Annotated in this window: 23 protein-coding genes; 14 read left to right on the top strand and 9 right to left on the bottom strand. The window is 41.6% G+C overall.

What is annotated here, in order from left to right; genetic code table 11:
• Positions 1-187: 187 nt before the first annotated feature.
• From ACQQ6X_RS08065 to ACQQ6X_RS08015, 11 genes are all read left to right on the top strand, one after another.
• Positions 188-592, top strand: coding sequence for a VOC family protein (locus tag ACQQ6X_RS08065; protein ID WP_053325236.1), 405 nt, complete (start codon positions 188-190; stop codon positions 590-592).
• A gap of 230 nt (positions 593-822) precedes the next feature.
• Positions 823-2,130, top strand: a complete 1,308-nt coding sequence (locus ACQQ6X_RS08060; RefSeq protein ID WP_305164924.1) for a phage portal protein — start codon at positions 823-825, stop codon at positions 2,128-2,130.
• Positions 2,120-2,461: a hypothetical protein gene (locus ACQQ6X_RS08055; protein WP_305164923.1), complete on the top strand. Its 342-nt coding sequence runs from the start codon at positions 2,120-2,122 to the stop codon at positions 2,459-2,461. The genes ACQQ6X_RS08060 and ACQQ6X_RS08055 overlap by 11 nt, the downstream gene beginning before the upstream one ends.
• Positions 2,462-2,844: 383 nt before the next feature.
• Entirely contained in the window at positions 2,845-3,462 is a 618-nt protein-coding gene (locus tag ACQQ6X_RS08050) for a DUF4355 domain-containing protein (RefSeq protein WP_305164922.1), read from the top strand.
• A gap of 30 nt (positions 3,463-3,492) precedes the next feature.
• The gene (locus ACQQ6X_RS08045; protein ID WP_305164921.1) at positions 3,493-4,323 is read left to right on the top strand and encodes a P22 phage major capsid protein family protein; all 831 of its coding nucleotides are present in this window, start codon (positions 3,493-3,495) and stop codon (positions 4,321-4,323) included.
• Positions 4,324-4,420: 97 nt separating this feature from the next.
• Positions 4,421-4,639: a hypothetical protein gene (locus ACQQ6X_RS08040; RefSeq protein ID WP_305164920.1), complete on the top strand. Its 219-nt coding sequence runs from the start codon at positions 4,421-4,423 to the stop codon at positions 4,637-4,639.
• Entirely contained in the window at positions 4,632-4,943 is a 312-nt protein-coding gene (locus ACQQ6X_RS08035) for a phage head-tail connector protein (RefSeq protein WP_305164919.1), read from the top strand. The genes ACQQ6X_RS08040 and ACQQ6X_RS08035 overlap by 8 nt, the downstream gene beginning before the upstream one ends.
• Positions 4,943-5,233: a hypothetical protein gene (locus ACQQ6X_RS08030; protein ID WP_305164918.1), complete on the top strand. Its 291-nt coding sequence runs from the start codon at positions 4,943-4,945 to the stop codon at positions 5,231-5,233. The genes ACQQ6X_RS08035 and ACQQ6X_RS08030 overlap by 1 nt, the downstream gene beginning before the upstream one ends.
• The gene (locus ACQQ6X_RS08025; protein ID WP_305164917.1) at positions 5,230-6,381 is read left to right on the top strand and encodes an Ig-like domain-containing protein; all 1,152 of its coding nucleotides are present in this window, start codon (positions 5,230-5,232) and stop codon (positions 6,379-6,381) included. Before ACQQ6X_RS08030 ends, ACQQ6X_RS08025 begins: the two co-directional genes overlap by 4 nt.
• Before the next feature lie 62 nt (positions 6,382-6,443).
• Positions 6,444-6,569, top strand: coding sequence for an SHOCT domain-containing protein (locus tag ACQQ6X_RS08020; protein ID WP_305164916.1), 126 nt, complete (start codon positions 6,444-6,446; stop codon positions 6,567-6,569).
• A gap of 89 nt (positions 6,570-6,658) precedes the next feature.
• A complete protein-coding gene (locus ACQQ6X_RS08015) occupies positions 6,659-8,281 on the top strand; it encodes a recombinase family protein (protein ID WP_305164914.1) in 1,623 nt (540 codons plus the stop codon).
• A 29-nt stretch (positions 8,282-8,310) separates the two neighbouring features.
• Here the strand turns inward: ACQQ6X_RS08015 and ACQQ6X_RS08010 are convergent, their stop codons facing one another.
• The 8 genes from ACQQ6X_RS08010 to ACQQ6X_RS07975 all read right to left on the bottom strand — a co-directional run bounded on the left by ACQQ6X_RS08010 (position 8,311) and on the right by ACQQ6X_RS07975 (position 16,495).
• Positions 8,311-8,598, bottom strand: a complete 288-nt coding sequence (locus ACQQ6X_RS08010; RefSeq protein ID WP_208738404.1) for a hypothetical protein — start codon at positions 8,596-8,598, stop codon at positions 8,311-8,313.
• A 147-nt stretch (positions 8,599-8,745) separates the two neighbouring features.
• The gene (locus ACQQ6X_RS08005) at positions 8,746-9,219 is read right to left on the bottom strand and encodes an SMI1/KNR4 family protein (RefSeq protein ID WP_305164912.1); all 474 of its coding nucleotides are present in this window, start codon (positions 9,217-9,219) and stop codon (positions 8,746-8,748) included.
• An 18-nt stretch (positions 9,220-9,237) separates the two neighbouring features.
• Positions 9,238-12,165 carry an HNH endonuclease gene (locus ACQQ6X_RS08000; protein ID WP_305164911.1) on the bottom strand — a complete coding sequence of 976 codons (2,928 nt, stop codon included), beginning with the start codon at positions 12,163-12,165 and terminating at the stop codon, positions 9,238-9,240.
• A 25-nt stretch (positions 12,166-12,190) separates the two neighbouring features.
• Positions 12,191-12,670, bottom strand: a complete 480-nt coding sequence (locus ACQQ6X_RS07995) for a DUF4280 domain-containing protein (protein ID WP_305164909.1) — start codon at positions 12,668-12,670, stop codon at positions 12,191-12,193.
• 31 nt (positions 12,671-12,701) lie between these two features.
• Entirely contained in the window at positions 12,702-13,331 is a 630-nt protein-coding gene (locus ACQQ6X_RS07990; RefSeq protein WP_305164907.1) for a hypothetical protein, read from the bottom strand.
• Between the two features lie 12 nt (positions 13,332-13,343).
• Complete coding sequence (locus tag ACQQ6X_RS07985) at positions 13,344-13,856, bottom strand: imm11 family protein (RefSeq protein ID WP_305164906.1); 513 nt, start codon at positions 13,854-13,856, stop codon at positions 13,344-13,346.
• Positions 13,857-13,868: 12 nt separating this feature from the next.
• Positions 13,869-14,972, bottom strand: a complete 1,104-nt coding sequence (locus ACQQ6X_RS07980; RefSeq protein WP_305164904.1) for a pentapeptide repeat-containing protein — start codon at positions 14,970-14,972, stop codon at positions 13,869-13,871.
• 20 nt (positions 14,973-14,992) lie between these two features.
• Positions 14,993-16,495, bottom strand: coding sequence for a hypothetical protein (locus tag ACQQ6X_RS07975; RefSeq protein ID WP_305164902.1), 1,503 nt, complete (start codon positions 16,493-16,495; stop codon positions 14,993-14,995).
• Positions 16,496-17,322: 827 nt separating this feature from the next.
• Here ACQQ6X_RS07975 and ACQQ6X_RS07970 point away from each other — a divergent pair.
• From ACQQ6X_RS07970 to ACQQ6X_RS07960, 3 genes are read left to right on the top strand one after another with little or no spacing between them, the layout of a single operon-like run.
• Positions 17,323-18,000: a Crp/Fnr family transcriptional regulator gene (locus ACQQ6X_RS07970; protein WP_063208297.1), complete on the top strand. Its 678-nt coding sequence runs from the start codon at positions 17,323-17,325 to the stop codon at positions 17,998-18,000.
• A 59-nt stretch (positions 18,001-18,059) separates the two neighbouring features.
• Positions 18,060-18,257 carry a YgaP family membrane protein gene (locus ACQQ6X_RS07965; RefSeq protein ID WP_142613176.1) on the top strand — a complete coding sequence of 66 codons (198 nt, stop codon included), beginning with the start codon at positions 18,060-18,062 and terminating at the stop codon, positions 18,255-18,257.
• Between the two features lie 16 nt (positions 18,258-18,273).
• Positions 18,274-18,654: a carboxymuconolactone decarboxylase family protein gene (locus ACQQ6X_RS07960; RefSeq protein WP_063208301.1), complete on the top strand. Its 381-nt coding sequence runs from the start codon at positions 18,274-18,276 to the stop codon at positions 18,652-18,654.
• Positions 18,655-19,387: 733 nt separating this feature from the next.
• Here the strand turns inward: ACQQ6X_RS07960 and ACQQ6X_RS07955 are convergent.
• Complete coding sequence (locus tag ACQQ6X_RS07955; RefSeq protein ID WP_430493556.1) at positions 19,388-20,029, bottom strand: hypothetical protein; 642 nt, start codon at positions 20,027-20,029, stop codon at positions 19,388-19,390.
• Positions 20,030-20,065: the final 36 nt, after the last annotated feature.

The following is a 20,065-nucleotide window of genomic DNA, read 5'->3' as shown; positions in this document are numbered from 1 at the left end:
AACAGGCAGAATATATAAACGGGTATCAACTTTAGCAGAGAGAATACCCGAAAATGTTAAAATGCTACTGACATAACGTTGTCAGTAGCGTTAGTTTATTATCGATTAGGTAAACATAATGGGGTGGATAGCTTGTTCTTGCCCTGATAAGATACTGTATCATTTATTATAGGAAGGATGGTATTTTATGAATTTTGCTTCTGTACGTATCATTACCGACGATGTGGATCGTCTTGTTGAGTTCTATGAGAGAGTCATGGGTGTTTCAGCGGAACGTCCCGCGGCAGCCTTTGCCGAACTCGTTGTGCCATCGTGCACCCTGGCGATCGGTCACTCCCATACTGTGCCGCTGTTCGGCATTGGTTCCGCAGTGGCGGCCGACAATCGCACTGTCATACTCGAGTTCCTCGTCCATGATGTCGATGCCGAATACGAGCGCTTGAAGCCGTTTGTCGACGAGTGGGTAAAGGAACCGACCACGATGCCGTGGGGGAACCGTGCTGTGTTGTTCCGTGATCCCGACGGCAACCTCATTAACCTCTTCAAGCCGGTGACCGAGGAAGCGATCAAAAGGTTCAGTGGTAGGGGGTGACTCATGGGGAAACAGTTTTGCCTCTCCTTATAGCCTCACTCACTGTGAAATTGAGACTGGCCCTTGTAGCGCGGTACCTAGAAAGGTTATCTGTTTAGAAGGGAGGAGGTTCCTTTGATTCACTAAACTAACGGAGAACGTTAATTCAACAAGGAACCATCTTATTAAAGGTGGTTCTTTTATTTATTTAAGCAACAATTACTTTATCTATTTTGAAAGGAAGAACCTATTTGCAAATAACCGAACAAATCATATTAGAGTGCCTAAACCAACTCCAATCGTCTGCATTAGCCAAACAGAAATATTCAGATTACTACAATGGTCAGCATGCCATTCTTAAGAACTATGCGATGCAAGAAAGTCGAAGTAATCAAAAGCTTATCTTCAATTTTCCACGTAAGTTTGTAGATAACGAAGTGGGTTATCTGCTCGGTAAGCCAGTAAACTATGTGTCCAAGTCAGATCAGGACACAGCTATACATAATATAGATGTACATATGAGTCATTGGGACAAGGAGCATAATCTACAGCTTCGGAAACAATCCGAAATTTTTGGTGAAAGCTACGAATTGAACTATATCGACTCCGATGGCCAGTTTTCAGCAACCGTATTATCCCCTTTGAATGCCTATATGTTGGAGGACGGGACAGCAGAACGAAATGTATTACTTGGCTTACATAAATTTACGAGACGTTTTGATAAGCAAGTGTATTTGGACGTGTACACCGATCATAAAATTCTGCACTATACAATCGGTAGCGATGATAAACACAATCAAAGTAAGCAAAACCAATCATCTGAACTAAAATATATCGGTAAACACAATCACATTTTTGGAAGAGTTCCACTTATCTCTTGTCCAGCTAATACGGAGAGAAAAAGCGGCTTCCATGATGTGATTTCTTTATTTGATGCCTACAATGCGTTGAATTCAGACTTGGTCAATGAAATCGCAGATCATCGCAACGCCTATCTCGTGATCGAGAATGCCAAGCTGGAAGCAGAAGACTTATTGAATATGAAGAAGATGGGGATTATTCAGGTTCCCGCTGGAGGAAAGGTAAGCTGGCTTACGAAGGAGATTAACGATTCTTTTGTGAAGAATGAATTGGACAATATTGAACGAAAAATCTTTGACATGATGGATCAGGTTAATTTTAATGAGAATTGGGCCAGCAATACATCTTCCTTAGCTCTGAGAAACAAGCTGCTGAATTTGGAGAATCGAGTAGCAATGCGTGAAGCCTTAATGGAAAAGGCAATCAAGCAGCGTTTACGGAATTTCTTTACCTTTCTGCACATTAAAGAAGGTGTGCAATATGATTACCGTGATATCGCGGTGAAGTTTACTCGTAACTTGCCGACAGATTTGGTTGGGATGGCTGATGTGATTGTGAAACTGAAAGAAGTGGTCTCTCAGGAAACGTTGCTTACATTGCTTCCATTTGTGGAGAATCCGAAGCTGGAATTCAATAAATTTCATACGGAGCAGCAACGATTAATTGCTACGAATAAGGAGGTATCAAATGCAGAATAAAAATAGCATCAGGCGGCTGGTTAAGAATAATTGTGCGTGTTATCTCGGAGCGAAGCATGGTATCTCCAATTATTGCTGTTTACAGGATGGTCTATGTACATTCTTTAGTCAAAATGATGACCTGCCCCGTTGTACCTATTTTGAACAAGGAGTGTTGCCAACAGATGAGAAGCTGGAACGAGAATATAAGTCTGAGCGGAATGTAGAATCTGAATTTAAAACAGCGCAACCGAGGGTGAACTGTCAGAAATGCAGAGATAAGAATGCGAACGAAAAGTCGAAGTTACGGATGCGCCAGATGAGAAAAAGCAGGCTCGATGTTACGCTTTAGGCTATCAAGAAACCAATAAACTAAGGAGAAAAACAACCCAAAATGTGGGAACAGTATGTTTGTACCTATTTCTCATTTTTGCGATTTCTAATGCGTAACATCATTGTAGCAGATATGATGTAAACAAATTCAACATACATATACGTGTTCGGAAGCTCGATCCCAACAGGTTCAGTGTTACGCTTTAGACTATCCAAAATCTGCATAAACAAAGGATGAAAAATAGGCAAAAGTGGGGAGTTGGGGTGTTCGTACCTTTTCCTCGTTTTTGTGATTTCTAAAGCGTTACATTCCTGTCCTAAGCATGACATTAAACGGCTCAAACATACATAAGCGTGTTCGGTTCTGTGGAGTCGGATGGGCAATAAAGGAGATTAACGAGAATGAAATTAGAACAAGTGAAGCAGTTGATTGAGGAAAACCAAACGAATGAGGAATGGCAAACGTATCTTCAGGGTTTGAATCCGTATAGTGTAGAAGGGATAGAGCAATATATCCAATCTAATCAGCAAGCAAAAAGTTGGTTCGATAGCACAGTGGATAAACGATCAGCTAAATCCTTGGAAACGTGGAAAGCGAATCATCTAGAGAATCTATTGAATGCGGAGATTAAGAAGCGATTCCCGGCTAAGGATGAGAAAGAAATCGAAGTCGAGAAGCTACGAGCCGAAGTGGAGCATATGAAGCTAGAGAAGCAACGTGAACGGTTAACCAGTCAAGCAATTAAAATTGCATCCGAAAAGAAACTTCCACTTCCGTTAGTGGATTTCTTTATTGGTGCAGATGAAGAAGCGACGACAGCGAATTTGGTCATGTTGGAACAATCGCTGCAACAGGCTATACAACAGCAAGTCGAGCTACGGCTCAAAGGGGATGGATATACCCCCCCAGCTAGTTCAACGAGTAGCACATTTACATTGGATGCGATTAAAGGCATGTCGCCAAACGAGATCAATCAGCATTGGGATCAGGTCAAACAAGCATTACAAAACAAACAATAATCCAAATAGAAAAGGACAGGGTGATTAGATATGTCAGTACAAAATTTTATTCCTACGATTTGGAGCGCACGTTTAAATGAAAGTCTGAAAAAGAATTTGGTGTACGGTAATGTGGTCAACACCGATTATGAAGGTGAGATTCAAGGCCAAGGCTCCACCGTGAAAATTAATTCAATTGGGGCGGTGACGATTGGCAACTATGACAAAGTAGCTGGAATCGGTAACCCACAGGAACTGGATGCTATGCAAAAAACGTTGGTGATCGATCAGGCTAAATATTTCAATTTTCAGGTGGATGATGTCGATGCTGCTCAAGCGAATGTAAATTTACTTGATGGTGGAATCGTAGAAGCCTCTTATGGACTTGCCAATGTAGTGGATCAGTATCTTGCTGGATTCTACACAGAGGTTAAAGCTGAGAATACGATGGGTAACGATGCAACGCCGATAACCCCTACAAAAGATACAGCCTATGATTTGCTGATTGATTTGGGTGTATTGCTGGATGAGAACAATGTACCAGAAAGCGAACGTTTTGTGGTGGTTCCTGCATGGTACTATGGCTTGCTATTGAAAGATGCTCGTTTCACCAAAGACCCGAATGTTATACGCACAGGCTATGTCGGAGATATTGATGGCATGACGGTCTATAAATCCAACAATGTGCCAAATACCGCAGGAGCCAAGTATAAAATCATCGCAGGTCATAAGAGTACGATTTCGTTTGCCGGGCAAGTGGATTCGGTGGAAGCATTCAGACCAGAGAAACAATTTTCAGATGCAGTGAAAGGTCTACAGGTATTCGGTGCTAAATGTATCAAGCCGGAGGCTCTTGCTGTGCTCACTGCCAATAAGTCCTAATTGAAAGTGGATGATATGCAAACACATTATAATAGAAGAAACACGTTCGGGGTATCCGTTTTGGATGCCCTTAATTTCATTTTTGGAGGGTGATAAGATGTGGTTTTTGAATCAAGAGACAGGCTGCACATGGGAAGTCACAGATCAGGAGTTAATGCTGCGGTTACAGGCTAGTGGGCATTATGAGCAAGTGGAGGGATCTCAACCAGATGAGACGGAGCAAGATGTACCCCAAACGAAAGCTCAAGCTACCAAGAGCATGAAGCGTACCGAGAAGGAACAGGTAAAGGAGGTACAGGAGACAGCACATGAGTGAGCTAATGGATTTGATGAAACGATTATTAGGCATGGAACCAATAGACATATCCAAGGATGATATCCTGATCCATTATTTGAATAAAGCGAGGAGTAACATTTATGGCTATTGTAATGTGGCGACACTGCCTGTGGAATATGATCATGTCATGGTCGATTATGCGGTGTTTCTTTATAAGAATAGGGATTCGGTTGGACTTATAAATAAACAGGAGGGAGAGCGATCAGCTAACTATGAAACAAGCATTCCGACAAGTATTCGATTGGCTCTTCCTCTACCTAAAATCAAGGTCGGAACAGATTAATGTTCTATGATACGAAGCTGGAAATTTTAGATGTTACTCATTTCAACTCTGTTCTGTCAGTAATGGCAGATGTACAACCTTATCGCAAAAGTTTTTCATTTGAAGATGGTTACATACTAGAGACGACATATCGAGCTTTCTGTCCATTGGAATCCTTATTGCAATTAAACGGCTATGTTCGAATTGGCAAGGATATTTTTATTATTTTGGATAAGAAAGAATGGAGCGATTATATGGAGTTGTATCTGTATCGCTGTAAGCAGGATTTTGCAATGGAGGTGAAGGAGTGACACGGAGCTTAGAACCCATGCTGGATTTCTTTCTACGAGAGAAGGGAGAGCTTGTACATATCAATGGTATGCGACAGCTTGCTCTAATTCAGGATGCGACAAATACCATTCAAATGACCGATGAAAAAATTATTCGTGCAGCAACACCCTTACATACAGGAGATATCGTGGATTATCGCTATGAACGTTATCTGATCACCAGTCAGGTGGATCAAAATGAACAGTCGTGTCGGGGCAGGATGAAAAAGTGTAATCAACGACTAGCTATAAACTGGAATGGACAGGTGAAATGGTTTGATGCTGTGGTAGAAGCCAGAACGTTTTCAACGGAAACAGGTAAAGTTATCTCCATGCCAGAGGGCAACATCCTGGCTAGTCTACAGGACAATGCAGACACGCGAAACATCGCATTGAACCAACGATTCTACATCACTCATCAGCCGTTTAAAATAGTTGGAATGGATCGTATCCTAAATGGCATCATCCAGTTAAGCTGCACATTGGATAACATAAATACAGCTTATGATGACGTGGAAAATAACATTGTAGATAGATGGAAGTACGAGATTGCTCATACATACGCATTACATATACACCAGGGAACGATAGCTCATGTGCGACTAAACGAAACGATGCCTTTGAATGTGACCGCTACGGATAATGGGGATGAGTTGGCTAATCCAGCGATTACCTATACATCCAGTGATCCAAGTGTAATTAGCGTAGACCAGGATGGACAGGTTATGGGCATCGTTTTGGGACAAGCAAGTATTACTGCGAAACTAACGTATCATCCGACGGTGCTGAGTACCATTGAAATCAGAGTCGTCGAAACGGGAACGCATATCTATTCGATAGCCATTACTGGTAATCCCATTCTCAAAACAGGACAAAGTGCCTCATACGTCAGTCATATCTATGATCATGGAACAGAAGTGTTTGACCAGTCGGTAGAGTGGAGCTTACGGAATCAAGATGATTCAACTCCTATCATGGGGAGCATAACAGCCAGCACAGGAAATAGTGTAACCATAAAAGCAGGAAGCAGTAGTGGAGTGAACAATAAAGCTCTTATACTGGATGCCACCTTAGTAAGCGATCCTAGCATTATGATAGAAAAGACCATTAGCCTTAAGAATTTATTCTAAGTTTTATAGCTATCAGCTTGCCTTAGAGGTGAGCCATTTCCATTTTAAAGGAGCACATACATATGCAACGAAAATCTATTGATTATCTACTGAGTCTAAGCCTGTTAAAACAATTGAAAGCCCAAAACGTAATTACAGAAGAAGAGTTTAGAGAAATTGATGAGCTGAATAAAAAGTCTTTCAAATAGCTATCACATGGGCAGAAATGGACTTGATGATGTACCGCAAGCATTATAACATGTGACCGTATAAGAAGATATCGAAGGGAGAAACGTCTATGGCACAAGCCGCAACCGCAAAAAAAGTCGTGATCGTTCCCATTAAAACGATGGACATCGTAGAGGGAATCCAATCTATTCAAAAGAAGAAAGTCGCCGCCTATTGCCGAGTTAGTACCGATTCCGAGGAGCAAAAGGAGAGCTATACCAATCAGGTGAATCACTATACTCAATACATTCAAAACAACTTGGAATGGGAAATGGCGGATATTTTCGCAGATGAAGGCATCACCGGAACCAGCACTAAAAATAGAACGCACTTTAATCGCATGATAAAGGATGCCCGAAACGGTAAACTGGATCTTATACTGGTCAAGTCGATTTCGAGATTTGCTAGGAATACACTGGATTTATTGAAATATGTACGGGAACTTAAAAGTCTTGGAGTGGCTGTATTCTTTGAACGGGAGAATATTAATACACTGGATACCACAGGTGAAGTATTGCTGACCATCCTGAGTTCCCTTGCCCAAGACGAGAGTCGAAACATTTCTGAAAACAGTCGATGGGGCATATTACGAGGCTTCCAAAACGGCAAGGTCTTCTGCAATACGACTCGCTTCCTTGGCTATGATAAGGATGAACATGGTGAACTGGTCATTAATGAGAAGGAAGCCGAGATTGTGCGGCGTATATACGAGGAGTATTTGGATGGCAAAAGCTATCAGGCGATTGCTAGAGGATTGATGCGAGATCACATCAAAACGGCTGCGGGAGGCAGTAGATGGTGGGATTCCTCCATTACATTAATCTTGACGAATGAGAAATATTACGGAGCCTTGCTTCAGCAAAAGACGGTAACTGTTGACTTTCTAACCCATAAACGGATCAAGAATAAAGGACAAGAGCAGCAATATTTTATAGAGGATAACCACGAACCGATTGTATCCAAGGAAATATTTGAAGCGGTGCAAAAGGAGAAGAAACGGAGAGCCAAGCTGAAAGGGAGTGTGATGGGGGAGAGCAAAAGATACTCGAATAAATACGCACTGAGCAGTAAAGTATATTGTGGATGCTGTGGGGTCATTTTTAAACGCCGAACCTGGAACAGCAATAACCCATCCAAGAAGGTCGTATGGCAATGTCGAACCAATGTCAATGAAGGTAAAGCAGCATGTGCTGCTAAAGCAGTCGATGAACAAGTTGTACATTCCGCGTTTGTACGATTGTTCAACCGGATGTATGAGAACAAGGAAAGATTCATGAAGACTCTGAAAGCCAATATTATATCGGTACTTTCCAGCAAACCAGGGCAAGAACAGCTATTGGACATTGAAGGAAAGATGCAACAATTGAAATCCGACTTGAAGGAATTAGTGAATCTCAAGCTGCGAAATCAGATGGATGAGACGGTTTATGATGAAGAGACGAACAGACTTTCCAGTGAACTCAACGAGCTACGGCAACAGATGCTGAAATTAGAGGAGGAAGAGGATCAGAAGGAAAAAATCAAGGAACAAATCGATGAAATTATTCAACTTTTAAGCTCGCGACAAGATATACTGAAGCAATTTGATGATAACCTATTTAATGCGTTGGTGGAGAAGATCACGATTCTCTCACCAGCGCATTTTGTTTTTACCTTGAAAAGTGGAATGAGCATAGATGAAATATTGGACTAATAGAATCATAGGCTAAAACGATCAATGGGCTAACGAATAACTGTCGACTGCATGACGGGAAGAATCAATCGAATCCCGTCTTTTACTCCTTCCATATAGATGGATTGTTTATCCTGACTTAGCCGATAGCCTATGGCTTCTTCCCATTCAGATAATAGACATTGGATATCCTCGTTTTGGTTCATTTTGAATTGATCCATTTGAGTGAACAGAGGCTCATCTTCTGATGAAAAAGAAGCCTGTTGTTCACTGGCAAGTTCTAATTGATAAAATCGCTGGCGTAATGCTTCGAGAAACCAATCTGGCCAATTTGACATAGGGTATTTCCCCTCCCGTGGTTTGAGTGTGTGTATGTTAACTCTGATGGGGAGGGATGGCAAGTCATTGTTTTTAGCTTAAAAAGGTCAAATTTACACTAAATTATTAATAGACTCGAATGATGATTTTATTCATGTCCATTCCAATTATTCTTCTAACATATCAAGAAAACTATTTACATTATCAGCGATTTTTTCTGTAACTGGATCATATTCGTCTGACTCCTCATTGTACCAAATACAAATTACTGGGTCGGTTTTACTTTCGCTAAAATCTAGACAGACGAAATCACCTGCAAATAGGGCTGCAAATGGCACTAATTCTGCACCTGTTATGTCTCCATCAGAAAGTATTCTTTCATCTAACTGACTGAAAACAACCTTGATGTCATACATCCCTTTGTCATGCTCGCCGGGATTGTCCAATAAACAAAGAAAACGATCAACTACATACCTATTAGATTTATATTCAAAGAATCTGGTTATTGGAATAGCACCATTGTTTTTTGATATAAAATTTATAAAATCATTAGGAAACTTAATTTCGAAATTCTCTTCCACACGCATAATTAAATTGCTATCTGGAAGAGGGAAAATTATACTTTCATTCTGTGTTTTCAAAGTATTTCACCTCTCAAATTAATGTCTTGGAGCGTCTGCCCAGTGTCCTTTAGTTCTTCCCCCATTATGCTTAGTAATATTATGAATACCAAATGGTACAAGTTGCATTATTCCACTTTCTTCATTATGGTGCCAAGTTGTTCCTTGTGGTTGTACTTTATTTGGCAATCTATCATTCAACCACTTAAATTGTACATCATCTGTTGCTTTCCATAGTTCCTTCGGAAGAACATCTTCATGTAGTACCACACCTGCTCCTTTAAAGTCTGCATATCCAAATTTCAATCCGTCTTTTTTCTTCACTTCAACCTTAGGAATATCATGATGTAATTCTAAAGCCCGCTCTTTTATCATCTTTCTTTGGTTTGAGGATAATTTACCAACAAAGTCATCTTGCCATGACCATGGTTTATTTGATTTTACTATATCTCCATAAATTAATGCATAATCATCAAGTACATTTTCAAATTTTTTATTACCTTTGGCGAATTCTTTTATGTTTTCAAGATTAGCTGTTCTATTTTCAATAGCTTTAGAAGCATTACCAGTCCCCTTAGTACTCTTACCCGTGTACTCTCCTGATTCTAACGCATCAATTTGTTTTTGTCTCTCAGGGGAAACTTTCGCGCCCGAACCTCTAGAATGTGGGACATCAGGATCAAGATCATGGAATAGATAGTGCCCTGCATTAGTTCCCAATATCGGTGATCTTCTAGTTATACGGATGTTCATCTTTCGGGCAACACTTTGCAAGTAACTACCTAAGGATTCAAAATTATTAGGGAAACGAATGGCATTCGTTTTGAATTTTCCATCTCCAGCCTTGGCAAGGGCAGATTCAGCTTTTGCTGTATCTCCGAATAATCCCGGCATACCACCTTTTCCACCATTCTTTTCTTCCATACCCTTGAGTCCCTTAGATAAGGAAGCTTCTTCTTTACCGAACGTTCCTAAACTTTTAGTGAGTTTAGCTCCTCCTTTGATAAGTGTATATAAATCTACGGCACGCTCCACGGCTTTCACACTGTCATATCCCGCATCGTAGCTTTCCTGTTTGGAATCGGTCAACGGGTTGGGAATAAAATTGTCCCATTTCTTCACAAAAGGCTCTACTACGCTATAGGCTCCTGTTTTAAGATCATCCCATCGCTCTGCAGGGGATTTATAAAAAGTTGCTTCAACTGCATATTCTCCAGCACGCTTCAAGCCTTCTAAAGTTTCATTACGTCTCAAGGTGCCTTCTGGCAAGGTAAAACGTAAAATAGGAGGAGTTGCTACAATATCCGCTATATCGACAAACGAGTCCCACATTCCTTTTACAAAATCCAAACCCGCATCCCATTCTCCCTTTAGCGTGGCGCCTACATTTTCCGTCACGCGTGCTCCCAGTACACTTTGGATTCCCTTTTCAGCGACTTGCTTCTCAAAGTTAGACAAAAGTGGCTCAGGGTAGTATTGATGGAGGGAAGCTTTAAGCTGGATTTCATCGCTCACGCTGTTGACTTCCTGCTCCAAATCCAGCGTATCGGTGGTTGTATTCAGGTGCAAGCCATTGGTTCCTCGAAGCTGTATGCTCCCAGCCGACAGACTCAGACTGCCAGTGGCTTGAATTTGTATACGTTGGGTGCTGTTCAGGCTGACACCATGTTGGGTATTCATGGAGATGTACAGCGATCCTTCCTGTGCACTCATCGACAGTTCGGAGTTCCCTAAGGAAATTTCTTTTCCCTGCGGATTTGCAAAGGATTTGACTCCGGGATCAGCTGTTTTACGCTGATGGCGTTCTGCTGGTGATTCGACCACGGCACCTTGAGATGCGTGAGATGGAGGGACAGCAACGCTAGATGGTTTCGTTCGTACCGATTGTATGACCATCGCATCGTCTTCGTCTGCACTGGGAAAATACAGCTTGACCTGAGCCCCTTTTTCCGGCATAAGATACCACACCTGATTGCCTTCAGCAGAGTAGGGAAACCACTGAGCATCCTTGGGATTTTGCTGATCATCCATATCCAAATGTAGTCGAACCTGATTTCGGCTGACCTCCAATATTTTTCCTTCAATGGATGCACCGATAATCGTTCGATTATAGATTTTAGGGACCTTTAAGCCTTGCGGAAACGCGCATTCATACGACCAAGTCATCAAGCCACCAATCAATTGGCCTTCACGTTTAGTAATGACATAGGTTTCGTGATTGCGCTCGACTTCATCTCCCAGTTGCAGCATTTGATCCCATTCAAAAGTATACCGGGTGTAATCTCCAATAGTGGCCGATTTCCAGCCGTTTGCATCCTGATCCAGGTAGGGAGCAATCTTGCGCTGCAATGTAAAAGGAACCTCTTTCAATTGAATATGCTGCCTGCCCTGTGGAATACCGATCCAAATTTGCGCATGGTGTGAAACGATATTAGGAACGAGTAAGGCTCCAACATGCGAAGCCAGCCGCTTTAAAAAAGTCCAATCCGTCTCCTGATACTGCATGATAAACTGGCCTGTCGCTTTTTTCTCAAAAGCTTCATCAATCTTATCCGAGCCTCTATAATCAGCCAGCACTGCATCTACAATCTCCACATATTTTTGATTGATGTGTTGAAAGGAACGGTTTTTGAGCTGCGTATCCAGTTTGAAAGTATGAGAAATGACGTCGAGAGTTACCATGATTTCCTGGTGCGTGTGCTCCACATCTACGCAGTATAGTTGCCCCATGAATAAGGGATGTTTCTGATCTTTGGCATCGGAATACCATAGCTCAACTTCGTCGTCGCTGCTCGCTTTGGTAATGATCGTGTCTGCCTGGTTGCCTTCCAAGACGCCTGTGATCCTCAGTCTGGCATGTTCTCCGAGCTCGTGACTCATATGGACATTACGAAGACGCAGCTTGCCATAGGGCCAGGTAACATGTAGATGCTGATAGGTAAAGCGGTCTTTCGCTACGATGTTCATTCCTGAATCTCCTTGCTTGATAAAATCAACTGTCTTGCCCGTCATCGATGATCGAGATGATGCCCCCACCACTAGGTCCGATCGCAGAATAGAGGGTACCATCATCACTGGGGTCTATCATGAAATTGAACGTATTAGTCAGAACATCTTGACAGCTACACATTAACGTCGAATTGTTGAGTAGGGCGGGTGCCCCCTCGATCAATACGTCTTCTTTCCCACCGGTCCACTTGGACCCAAACGCAATCTCAGGTTCGCAAGGAAGACCATGCTTCAATTTACACAGACCAAAAGCATTTATTTTGCTAATATTGGCTCCACAAATGGCATCGTCCACGTTCAGAACGGGTTTATCTTTAATGAAGACACCATGGCTGTACATCATATTAAGCACACCAGGGTCTGTACCTTGACTGCACTGTAGCTTGGCTCCTCTCACCACATAGGAATGTTCTCCGCTGAGTGCACCTTGGGCCAAAGCTTTAATAAGTATAGGTAAAAACATATAAGTACCTCCTTGGATAAAAGGTATAGATTCAAGAAAGCTCCGACCATGTCGCAGTGTGCAGCATGGCATAGGTTAATGGTACCCAGAGTGGAGCATCCTCCAGCTTAAATTGGCAACTCCCGATCATAGCCTTGCCACGCCAGGAACGCACAAAGACAATCTGATAATAGGGAGAGGGGGAAACTAGAAAAATAGCTTCATAGCAGCCAATGATGGTATCTTGAATAGAAAGAATCTTTTCATCTACAAGCTTCATACTTGGTTGTGCGCGACTGGTTTGCTCAATCATCTGTTGTTGATAGACTTCTATTTGCGTAGGGTCCAGTTCTTGCCCGCTTTGGTGCAGACCGAACAGGATTCCGCCCAGCTTGTCCTGAACGACGAAGCTTCTCGATGGATCTACCGTCTGTCCAGTTCGAACTTCTGGAGCAAGAGAGTCAGGCAGGGAAATGGTGACTTGATTTTCAAAGACAGGAAGGGTTTGAAACCGAATTTCCTGTTCATTCGTCAGCGTTAGTGAGCCTTTTAAAATTCCCTCTATCGCTTCTTCAATAGATATCATCATCCAGCTTTCATCGTTTTCCGCTGTACTTAATTGCTCTTTCAATATTTGCTGATGATGCAGTTTTAAAAAAAATTCATCCCAATGCTCCGTCAAGATTGAACCTCCTTATACAAGTTCTAGCTTCTGTAGCCGAAAACCACTCAAACTGCGCCGAAGCAAGCTTTCAGCAGCCTCTAAGCTAACGATGAAATAAGGTTCCCTCACGTTGGACAATCGGAAAAAATGGTGTCCATTCACCTTATGGCTATCTAGGACAAGTCGTTTTAGAGTTTGGTCGTGCGCATAAAATTCAGTCTGCTCTGAAATGCCATCCACAGAGGGAACGGAACAAATCCAATATAATTCCTGACGGCTAGGTTCCCGGTTCACGATATACACCTGCTTAAACCGAGCTTGTGTATTGTATAGTTCTAGAATCCGTTTCATAGAATCGGAAAATAGTGGTTGTGAGGTTGAAAATGGTAGCCAGTCCGTATACTCGGCATCTTCTGTCGCATGAACATCTACAACCTGAGCCGGAGGCATGCCAACAAATGGCGTTTTAAAAAGATCTAAATTCATCGGTTTAACATTTCGAGAAATACGATGATCATCGACCAGCACATAATAATGGCGCATACACATTCCTCCTTACTCTGTCCACACGATCGATTGACGCTGTGCTTCGCTTAATTTCCAATGCTGTTGGTACTTTCGTGGGACAAGGGTCCCTTGCATTGAAGCCCCCTCAAAATACGTATGTTCAAACGAATACACATCTGTAAAATCAGCTCCATCCAGGATGGCGTGTTCAAAATGAAGGCCACATAGCCCTGGCACCCGAACGCCATGTTCCCGATACGGCTGTCCGCTGGCACCGCGGAAATGAACACCCTCTAGATTGCTATATCTAAAATCCGCATCCGTCAGCAGACACCTCTGAAAGCTGCCTCCTTCGAGATTCGCTCGTTGCCAGCTACTTCCGATCAATATGCAGGTATGAAACTGGCTTTCCCGTAAGTCACTGTGGCTGAAATCGTTATAACGCAAATCCTTTTGCATCAGCTGAAGGTGGGAAAGAGAGAGCTGCTTCAGGTTTTCATAAACATAAGGTTCTTCTTCACTGGAATGTATCAATTGCTCTCTCACATGATCTGCAAGAAGTGCTTCCTGATCTTCAACATATTGATTCTCGCTGATATCTTTGTACTCGCCTGTTCGGATGGCTACACGATTCGCTTTATGAATGGCGAGATACTCAGGCATTTGAGCCACTTCTGCCATGCTTAAGCGCAGGAGGGAGCTCACAAACTGGTGGAATAAAGGAGCGGATTCCAATATCAGTCGTTCAACGTCCACTGAGGTAATCGTTCCGATATACATTTTTCGTTCCTGCTCCAAGGTCTCCAACATCGTACTCATCGGTCCATAAGCCCATGATGCGTCATAGGTTAACTTGCAATCGGAATCATCTTCATACCATTCAGCAGAATAAGCTTCGACCATATACAGGTAGGATTGCTCCAACATCTGAGTGCGCAAGAAGGAGTAGTGAATATATCCAATAGGTTCTTTTTGACCTTGCTGCTGCATGCTCAGAATGTGCTTACACAAATCCCTGAACGATTCTTTGAAATCGGAGATCAGTTGAGCTTGGTAGCGACGAAATATGGCTTCCAGCCTGTCCAACTGAATGTCCAGCAAAGGTGTAAAATGATGCTCTTTAAAATGGTGTAACGCTGCTTGTTTATCCATCTACTAATTCTCACCTTCCATTAGTTCATCTTAATTTCCGTACCAGAGAAGGTGGTTTTGTCATCCAATGTGATTGTATTGCCTTTACCAGACAGCTCAATTTTTCCGGCAGAAAGCTGGATGTTACCGGAACTCATAACAATATCCGAAGCTGCACTAATGCTCACATTTTTTCCGCTTACAATATCAATGCCCGTTTTATCGTTAATGACAATGGACATGCCATTGCCGGAAATAACGATTTGATCGGGGGCGAGCATGATTTCTTTGCCGTATTTGGTTCGCAGCGTCTTAATGGCAGGATCTGCCATTCGATCTGGCGCAGGAGCTGCTGCAGACAAGGCCGAAGAAGAATTTGATCCGGCAGACGAAACAGAGGCTGTGCCGTGACCAGAAGTAAAAGAAGCCTTTCCCCCAGAAGGCTGAGGTTCTCTCTTAACTGAGCTGATCGCGTATCCCTCTTCTTCCTTATAACTGGGGAAATAGATACGAATGCTGTCCCCATCTTCAGGCATGCAATACCAACCCGTGTTATCCGCAGAGGCATAAATAGTAGAGTAGGGAAACCAGTAATCTGTGTTTGGATCTTGCTGATCGTCCATATCGAGATGGGCGCGTACTTTGTCCCGACGAACGCTCAGTACCTTGCCTTGAATGGAAGCGCCGATAATAGAGCGATTGTAGTCTTTAATCGGACGTAAGCCGCTCCGTGGTGACAGCTTGGCGGTATGGGTCAGTACTCCGTCTTTCATCTCCGTCAGTACCTCAGCGACTAGCAAATGATGGCCTTTAAAAGTCACCTCATAACCAGGCTCCAGCAGCTTCTCTGTTTCGACTTCATACTGGATAAAATCCGCGTTACGCACGCCAGGGATATGGTTCTCCGAGGCGGTTTGGAAATCAGCTACTCGTTTGGTTACTTTATAATTCGTAGATTTAATTTCTCCTTTGCTGAGCCCCATAGGCAACCCGAAATAAAACTTCGGCACTCCATAGCCCACCGCAGGAATGAGTGGGGAGTAGAAGTGGGAAGCCATCCGTTTCAGAAATTGCCAATCGGTTTCATCATATTGCATGATAAAGGTGCCAATGGATTTCTGGTGGGACACAACATCCATGGCTTCTGCTTTGGGGTAGCTAGATACAATACTTTCGATCAGCTCCGTATAGGTGAGCTTGGGATTTTGAAAGGAACGTTTATTCCGTTTGATATCCAGTTCATAGGTATGAGATATGGCTTCAAAGGTCAAATAATGAACACCATGAACGACCTTCTCCTCGACATCTAAGGCAATGCCTCGAAAAAGGGGTTGTCGATTGCCATTTTTGTCTGTAACAAAAGCTTTGACCTGGGTTTCTTCATCTGAAGCACGTACGTACAGCTCTCGCTTTTTCTCCGAAATGATGCCTGTACAGATCATTCGAGCATGGTCATTGACTGTTTTTAAGATTTTAAGTTCATGAAGACGGACGAACTCATAAGGCATGATCTCGATATGACCGTACGTCACGATATTTTCCATAGGTGTCTCCTTGTGTAGTTGTATTAAAAAAGTGGGATTATAAATCCAGCATATGTATTTATCGGTTAAAAGGGGGATTTAGTTTACAGAATGACCCATTCATTGGGGGATTTTCAATGTGTAATACTGGAAGTAGGAAATATGGGAAGGAAGTGTAGGGTAGAAAAAAGCATATAAATGGGAAGTAAGAGGGAGTATATCCGTTCCATCCTCTCGACACATGTGGAGTGCGTGGTGTTGATGAAATTAAGGTGTAGCCAAGCAATAAACTTTTGAAATTCAAAATAAACATCTGACACTGACAGGGTAAACGATTGAGGAAAACGGGAAAAACAACAACCTCAAGTTTTCCCCTGTTTTTATTCCAATTCTTTATTCTCAAAATAATAATGTTTTGGTTGAAAAAATTGTTATGAAGAGTACGGCTTTAGCACTAAAGAAGAGAATACGAAAAGTTCATTATGGAAAGTTGTTTATACTTGAAAACGATGAAAATTGAGCGAAAAGGAATGGATGAAAATAAAGGATACGCTAGTTCTGTATATTTTAACCTTAGCTTATAGGCTGGAATGTGATGATGGTCACTAAACAGAGGTTGAAAATGGAAAAACATCTGCTAATCCTGTATTGTTGTAATTGCCACATCCTTGTTGTCAATCCATACATGTGAAGTCGGTTGCTTTGCTGAAACGAGTAAGGTGAGATGTTTAACAAGAAGCATCGATGCCTAGTCCCTTTCTGCAAAGACGGAAGGGTTTTTTTAAAAAAATGGAATCTATCGTTTTTGCATATGTTTAAAAACAAACTATTAGGAGGTTTTGCTTTGCATGGATCCTGAGAAGTTCGCTAACATTGTATCCAAATTCCCCTGCTTCTCCGTAGTTCCTCTCGAAAAGTGGCAAAATACAGGGGCTTCCATCATAAGTCTTTCCGCCCAACCGGTTCTGGAGGAGGGACACATTTTCGAACATGCCTCTTTCGTGTTACGGGGGAGTGTGCGCATCTACAAAATAAGCCCGTCTGGGAGAGAATTGACACTGTATCGGGTGAAAAGTGGCGAAGTTTGCGTCATTATGATGGCCAGCATTCTAGGTGAAACAGGGTACGAAGCGTTAGCGGAAACGGAAGAAGAAACGGAATTGCTCGTACTTCCCGTCGCCTTGTTTAAACACTGGATGGATACATATAAAGAGCTAAACCAATTCATTTACCGTCTGTTCATTAAAAGAATGATTTCGGTTACTAGTCTTATTGAAGATATTACGTTCCTTCCTATGGACCGCAGAGTGGCGGAACTGTTACTACGGAAAACGAATACCAATACCAATTCAGAAGCACCCCTGTATGCTACCCATGAGGCATTGTCTTTGGAATTAGGCACAGCAAGGGAAGTAGTAAGCAGGGTACTGAAGGAATTTGAGAGGCTTGGATGGATTCAATTGGGACGAGGTAAAATTTATTTGCTTCAGCGCTTCGAGCTTGAACAGTTGGCTCAAGTAAAGTGATTATGTCACAGAAGCAAAGCGTTTTTATCCCTTAAAATGACCACAGGAGGGATGAAAACATGAAAAACGTCGGATATTTGGATCGAACTATACGATTCATAATTGGGATTGTTCTGGTATCAATGCTTGTATTTGTCGAAAGTACATGGAAATACGTAGGACTAATAGGTATTCCATTTATACTGACTAGTCTGCTAGGTACCTGCTTCGTCTATCGGATTCTTGGCGTCCGTACATGCTCTACCAAATCATATTGAAAAGGAGGTAAATGATATGAAATCATACCTATCCCCAACTAATCTACAACGGATTCCGGAATTAATCAAATTAAGTCCCGAGACGGCCGCTTCTTATTTTCATTTCGAGCATCAAGTTTATCAAACAGCAAATACATTACCCCAAAAGACAAAGGAATTAATTGCCGTAACAGTAGCCCACGTAACGGGATGTCCCTATTGCATCGATGTTCATGTGAAAAAATATAAGGCTCTGGGAGGTACCATGGAAGAAATAATGGAAGCCCTTCTTGTGGCAGCATCAACACGAGCCGGTGCCATTCTCAGCCACGGAGTTAACGCTCTGATATCCTACGAAGAAGGTGAGGAAAATAAGTCTCAAAAGGGATCTAATGATGTACCTGAGTGTTTTTGCTAAGTGTAGGAATTTTCTAGAGGATGTAAACTAAACTGAACTCCTATAATGCTTTGCATAGAATTATTGCAATAATCAAATCATAAAGCCTATGATTAATAGCAGATGCTCCAAGTGTACTTGCACTAGGGGGAAGTATCTATCTCAGTAGAAGGGAGCCTTGGTCAAGGCTCCTATTAGTTTTTATATGGGAAAATTTTGTAATCACATCTTTTTGATTTGTCATTAATATTAACTCAACACATGTGGAGTGCGTGGTCGTAATATGTCGAGATGAAAAGCATTAATACACGAGGGTTTAAGAGCAATTTGAATATGTTCCTGCATTCAGAAAAGTGCTTTAGGGTTGAGTGCGGGAATATATATTATTAACATACACTAGGCATGTGTAATCGACAGTGTTGTTTGTTAGTGCGGAGAATTATTAGAGGTGTATCGGTGTAAATAGTAGAGAGTGGGGGAACCCCTCTTTTTGTTGTTGACTGTCATTATACTATGATGGTCAAACTATTATCTTTTGTTTTCTCCCTAAAACAAGTATTGCATCATAGGGGCTCCTTCCTCTTTTTCCAACTCAATAGCATTTGTTGAGTCTATCCATAGTTTCTAACCCATGTTTACGCTGTTATACGTTTCTACTTTGGAGGAGTAGAGTAGCTTTTTTCAAAGAAGAGAGATTCCTTTTTCAGGAACACTTTTTTACACAACTATGGATAGAGGAGTTGGGAAGGACAGTTTAATTTATAGATTCTTTAATTATCTTCAGTAACTCATTTAGTTGACGATATTCCTCTGCTTTTTTAAAAAGAATAGATGTTAATAGTGTTCTTAGTGCAAATATCAGAACTAAGAATAATAGTAAAGCTACAAAAAATATAATGATAAGTCCTAAATCTTTTTGTTTTAATATATTTGGGATAATCCTATTAATAATAGCATTCCAAATAGGTAAACTAAAAACTGCAAAGAAAGATATCGGCAACCAGTTCTTAGAAGAGAGTTTGTTAATTCTTATTGCTTTTAGAACCGAAATTTCATAGCTTAATTTTTTGTACTCCATATGTTTTATATATAAAGGGTACTTTGTTTTAATGTAGTTACGTGAAGCTGTAACAGATTTAATCATGAAGATAATGGATATGATCAAAGAAAATAAAGCCCCTATTAGAAACCAAAAAGAATAAGATTTTAAATTGCTTGAATAAATGACAAAAAATAAAGTTTCAAAAATAACTGCAATTATTATTGCTATAGCGGCAACCTTTGCGAACGTTGTTGATATTTTATCCATTAAAATCTTTCCTGTTGAAAGTTCTTTGAAGCAAGTATCATAAATTATCTTTCTAAGTAATAAATGGGAATCTAATCTGCTTTTCATAAAAAATCTCCTTGTTTTTGTTATATACATTATCGG

Origin of the sequence: Paenibacillus ottowii (assembly GCF_050516475.1) — a bacterium.
Taxonomy (GTDB): Bacteria; Bacillota; Bacilli; order Paenibacillales; family Paenibacillaceae; genus Paenibacillus; species Paenibacillus ottowii.
Note: the sequence above shows the minus strand (reverse complement) of the source record. Positions and strands in the feature narration are given on the sequence as shown.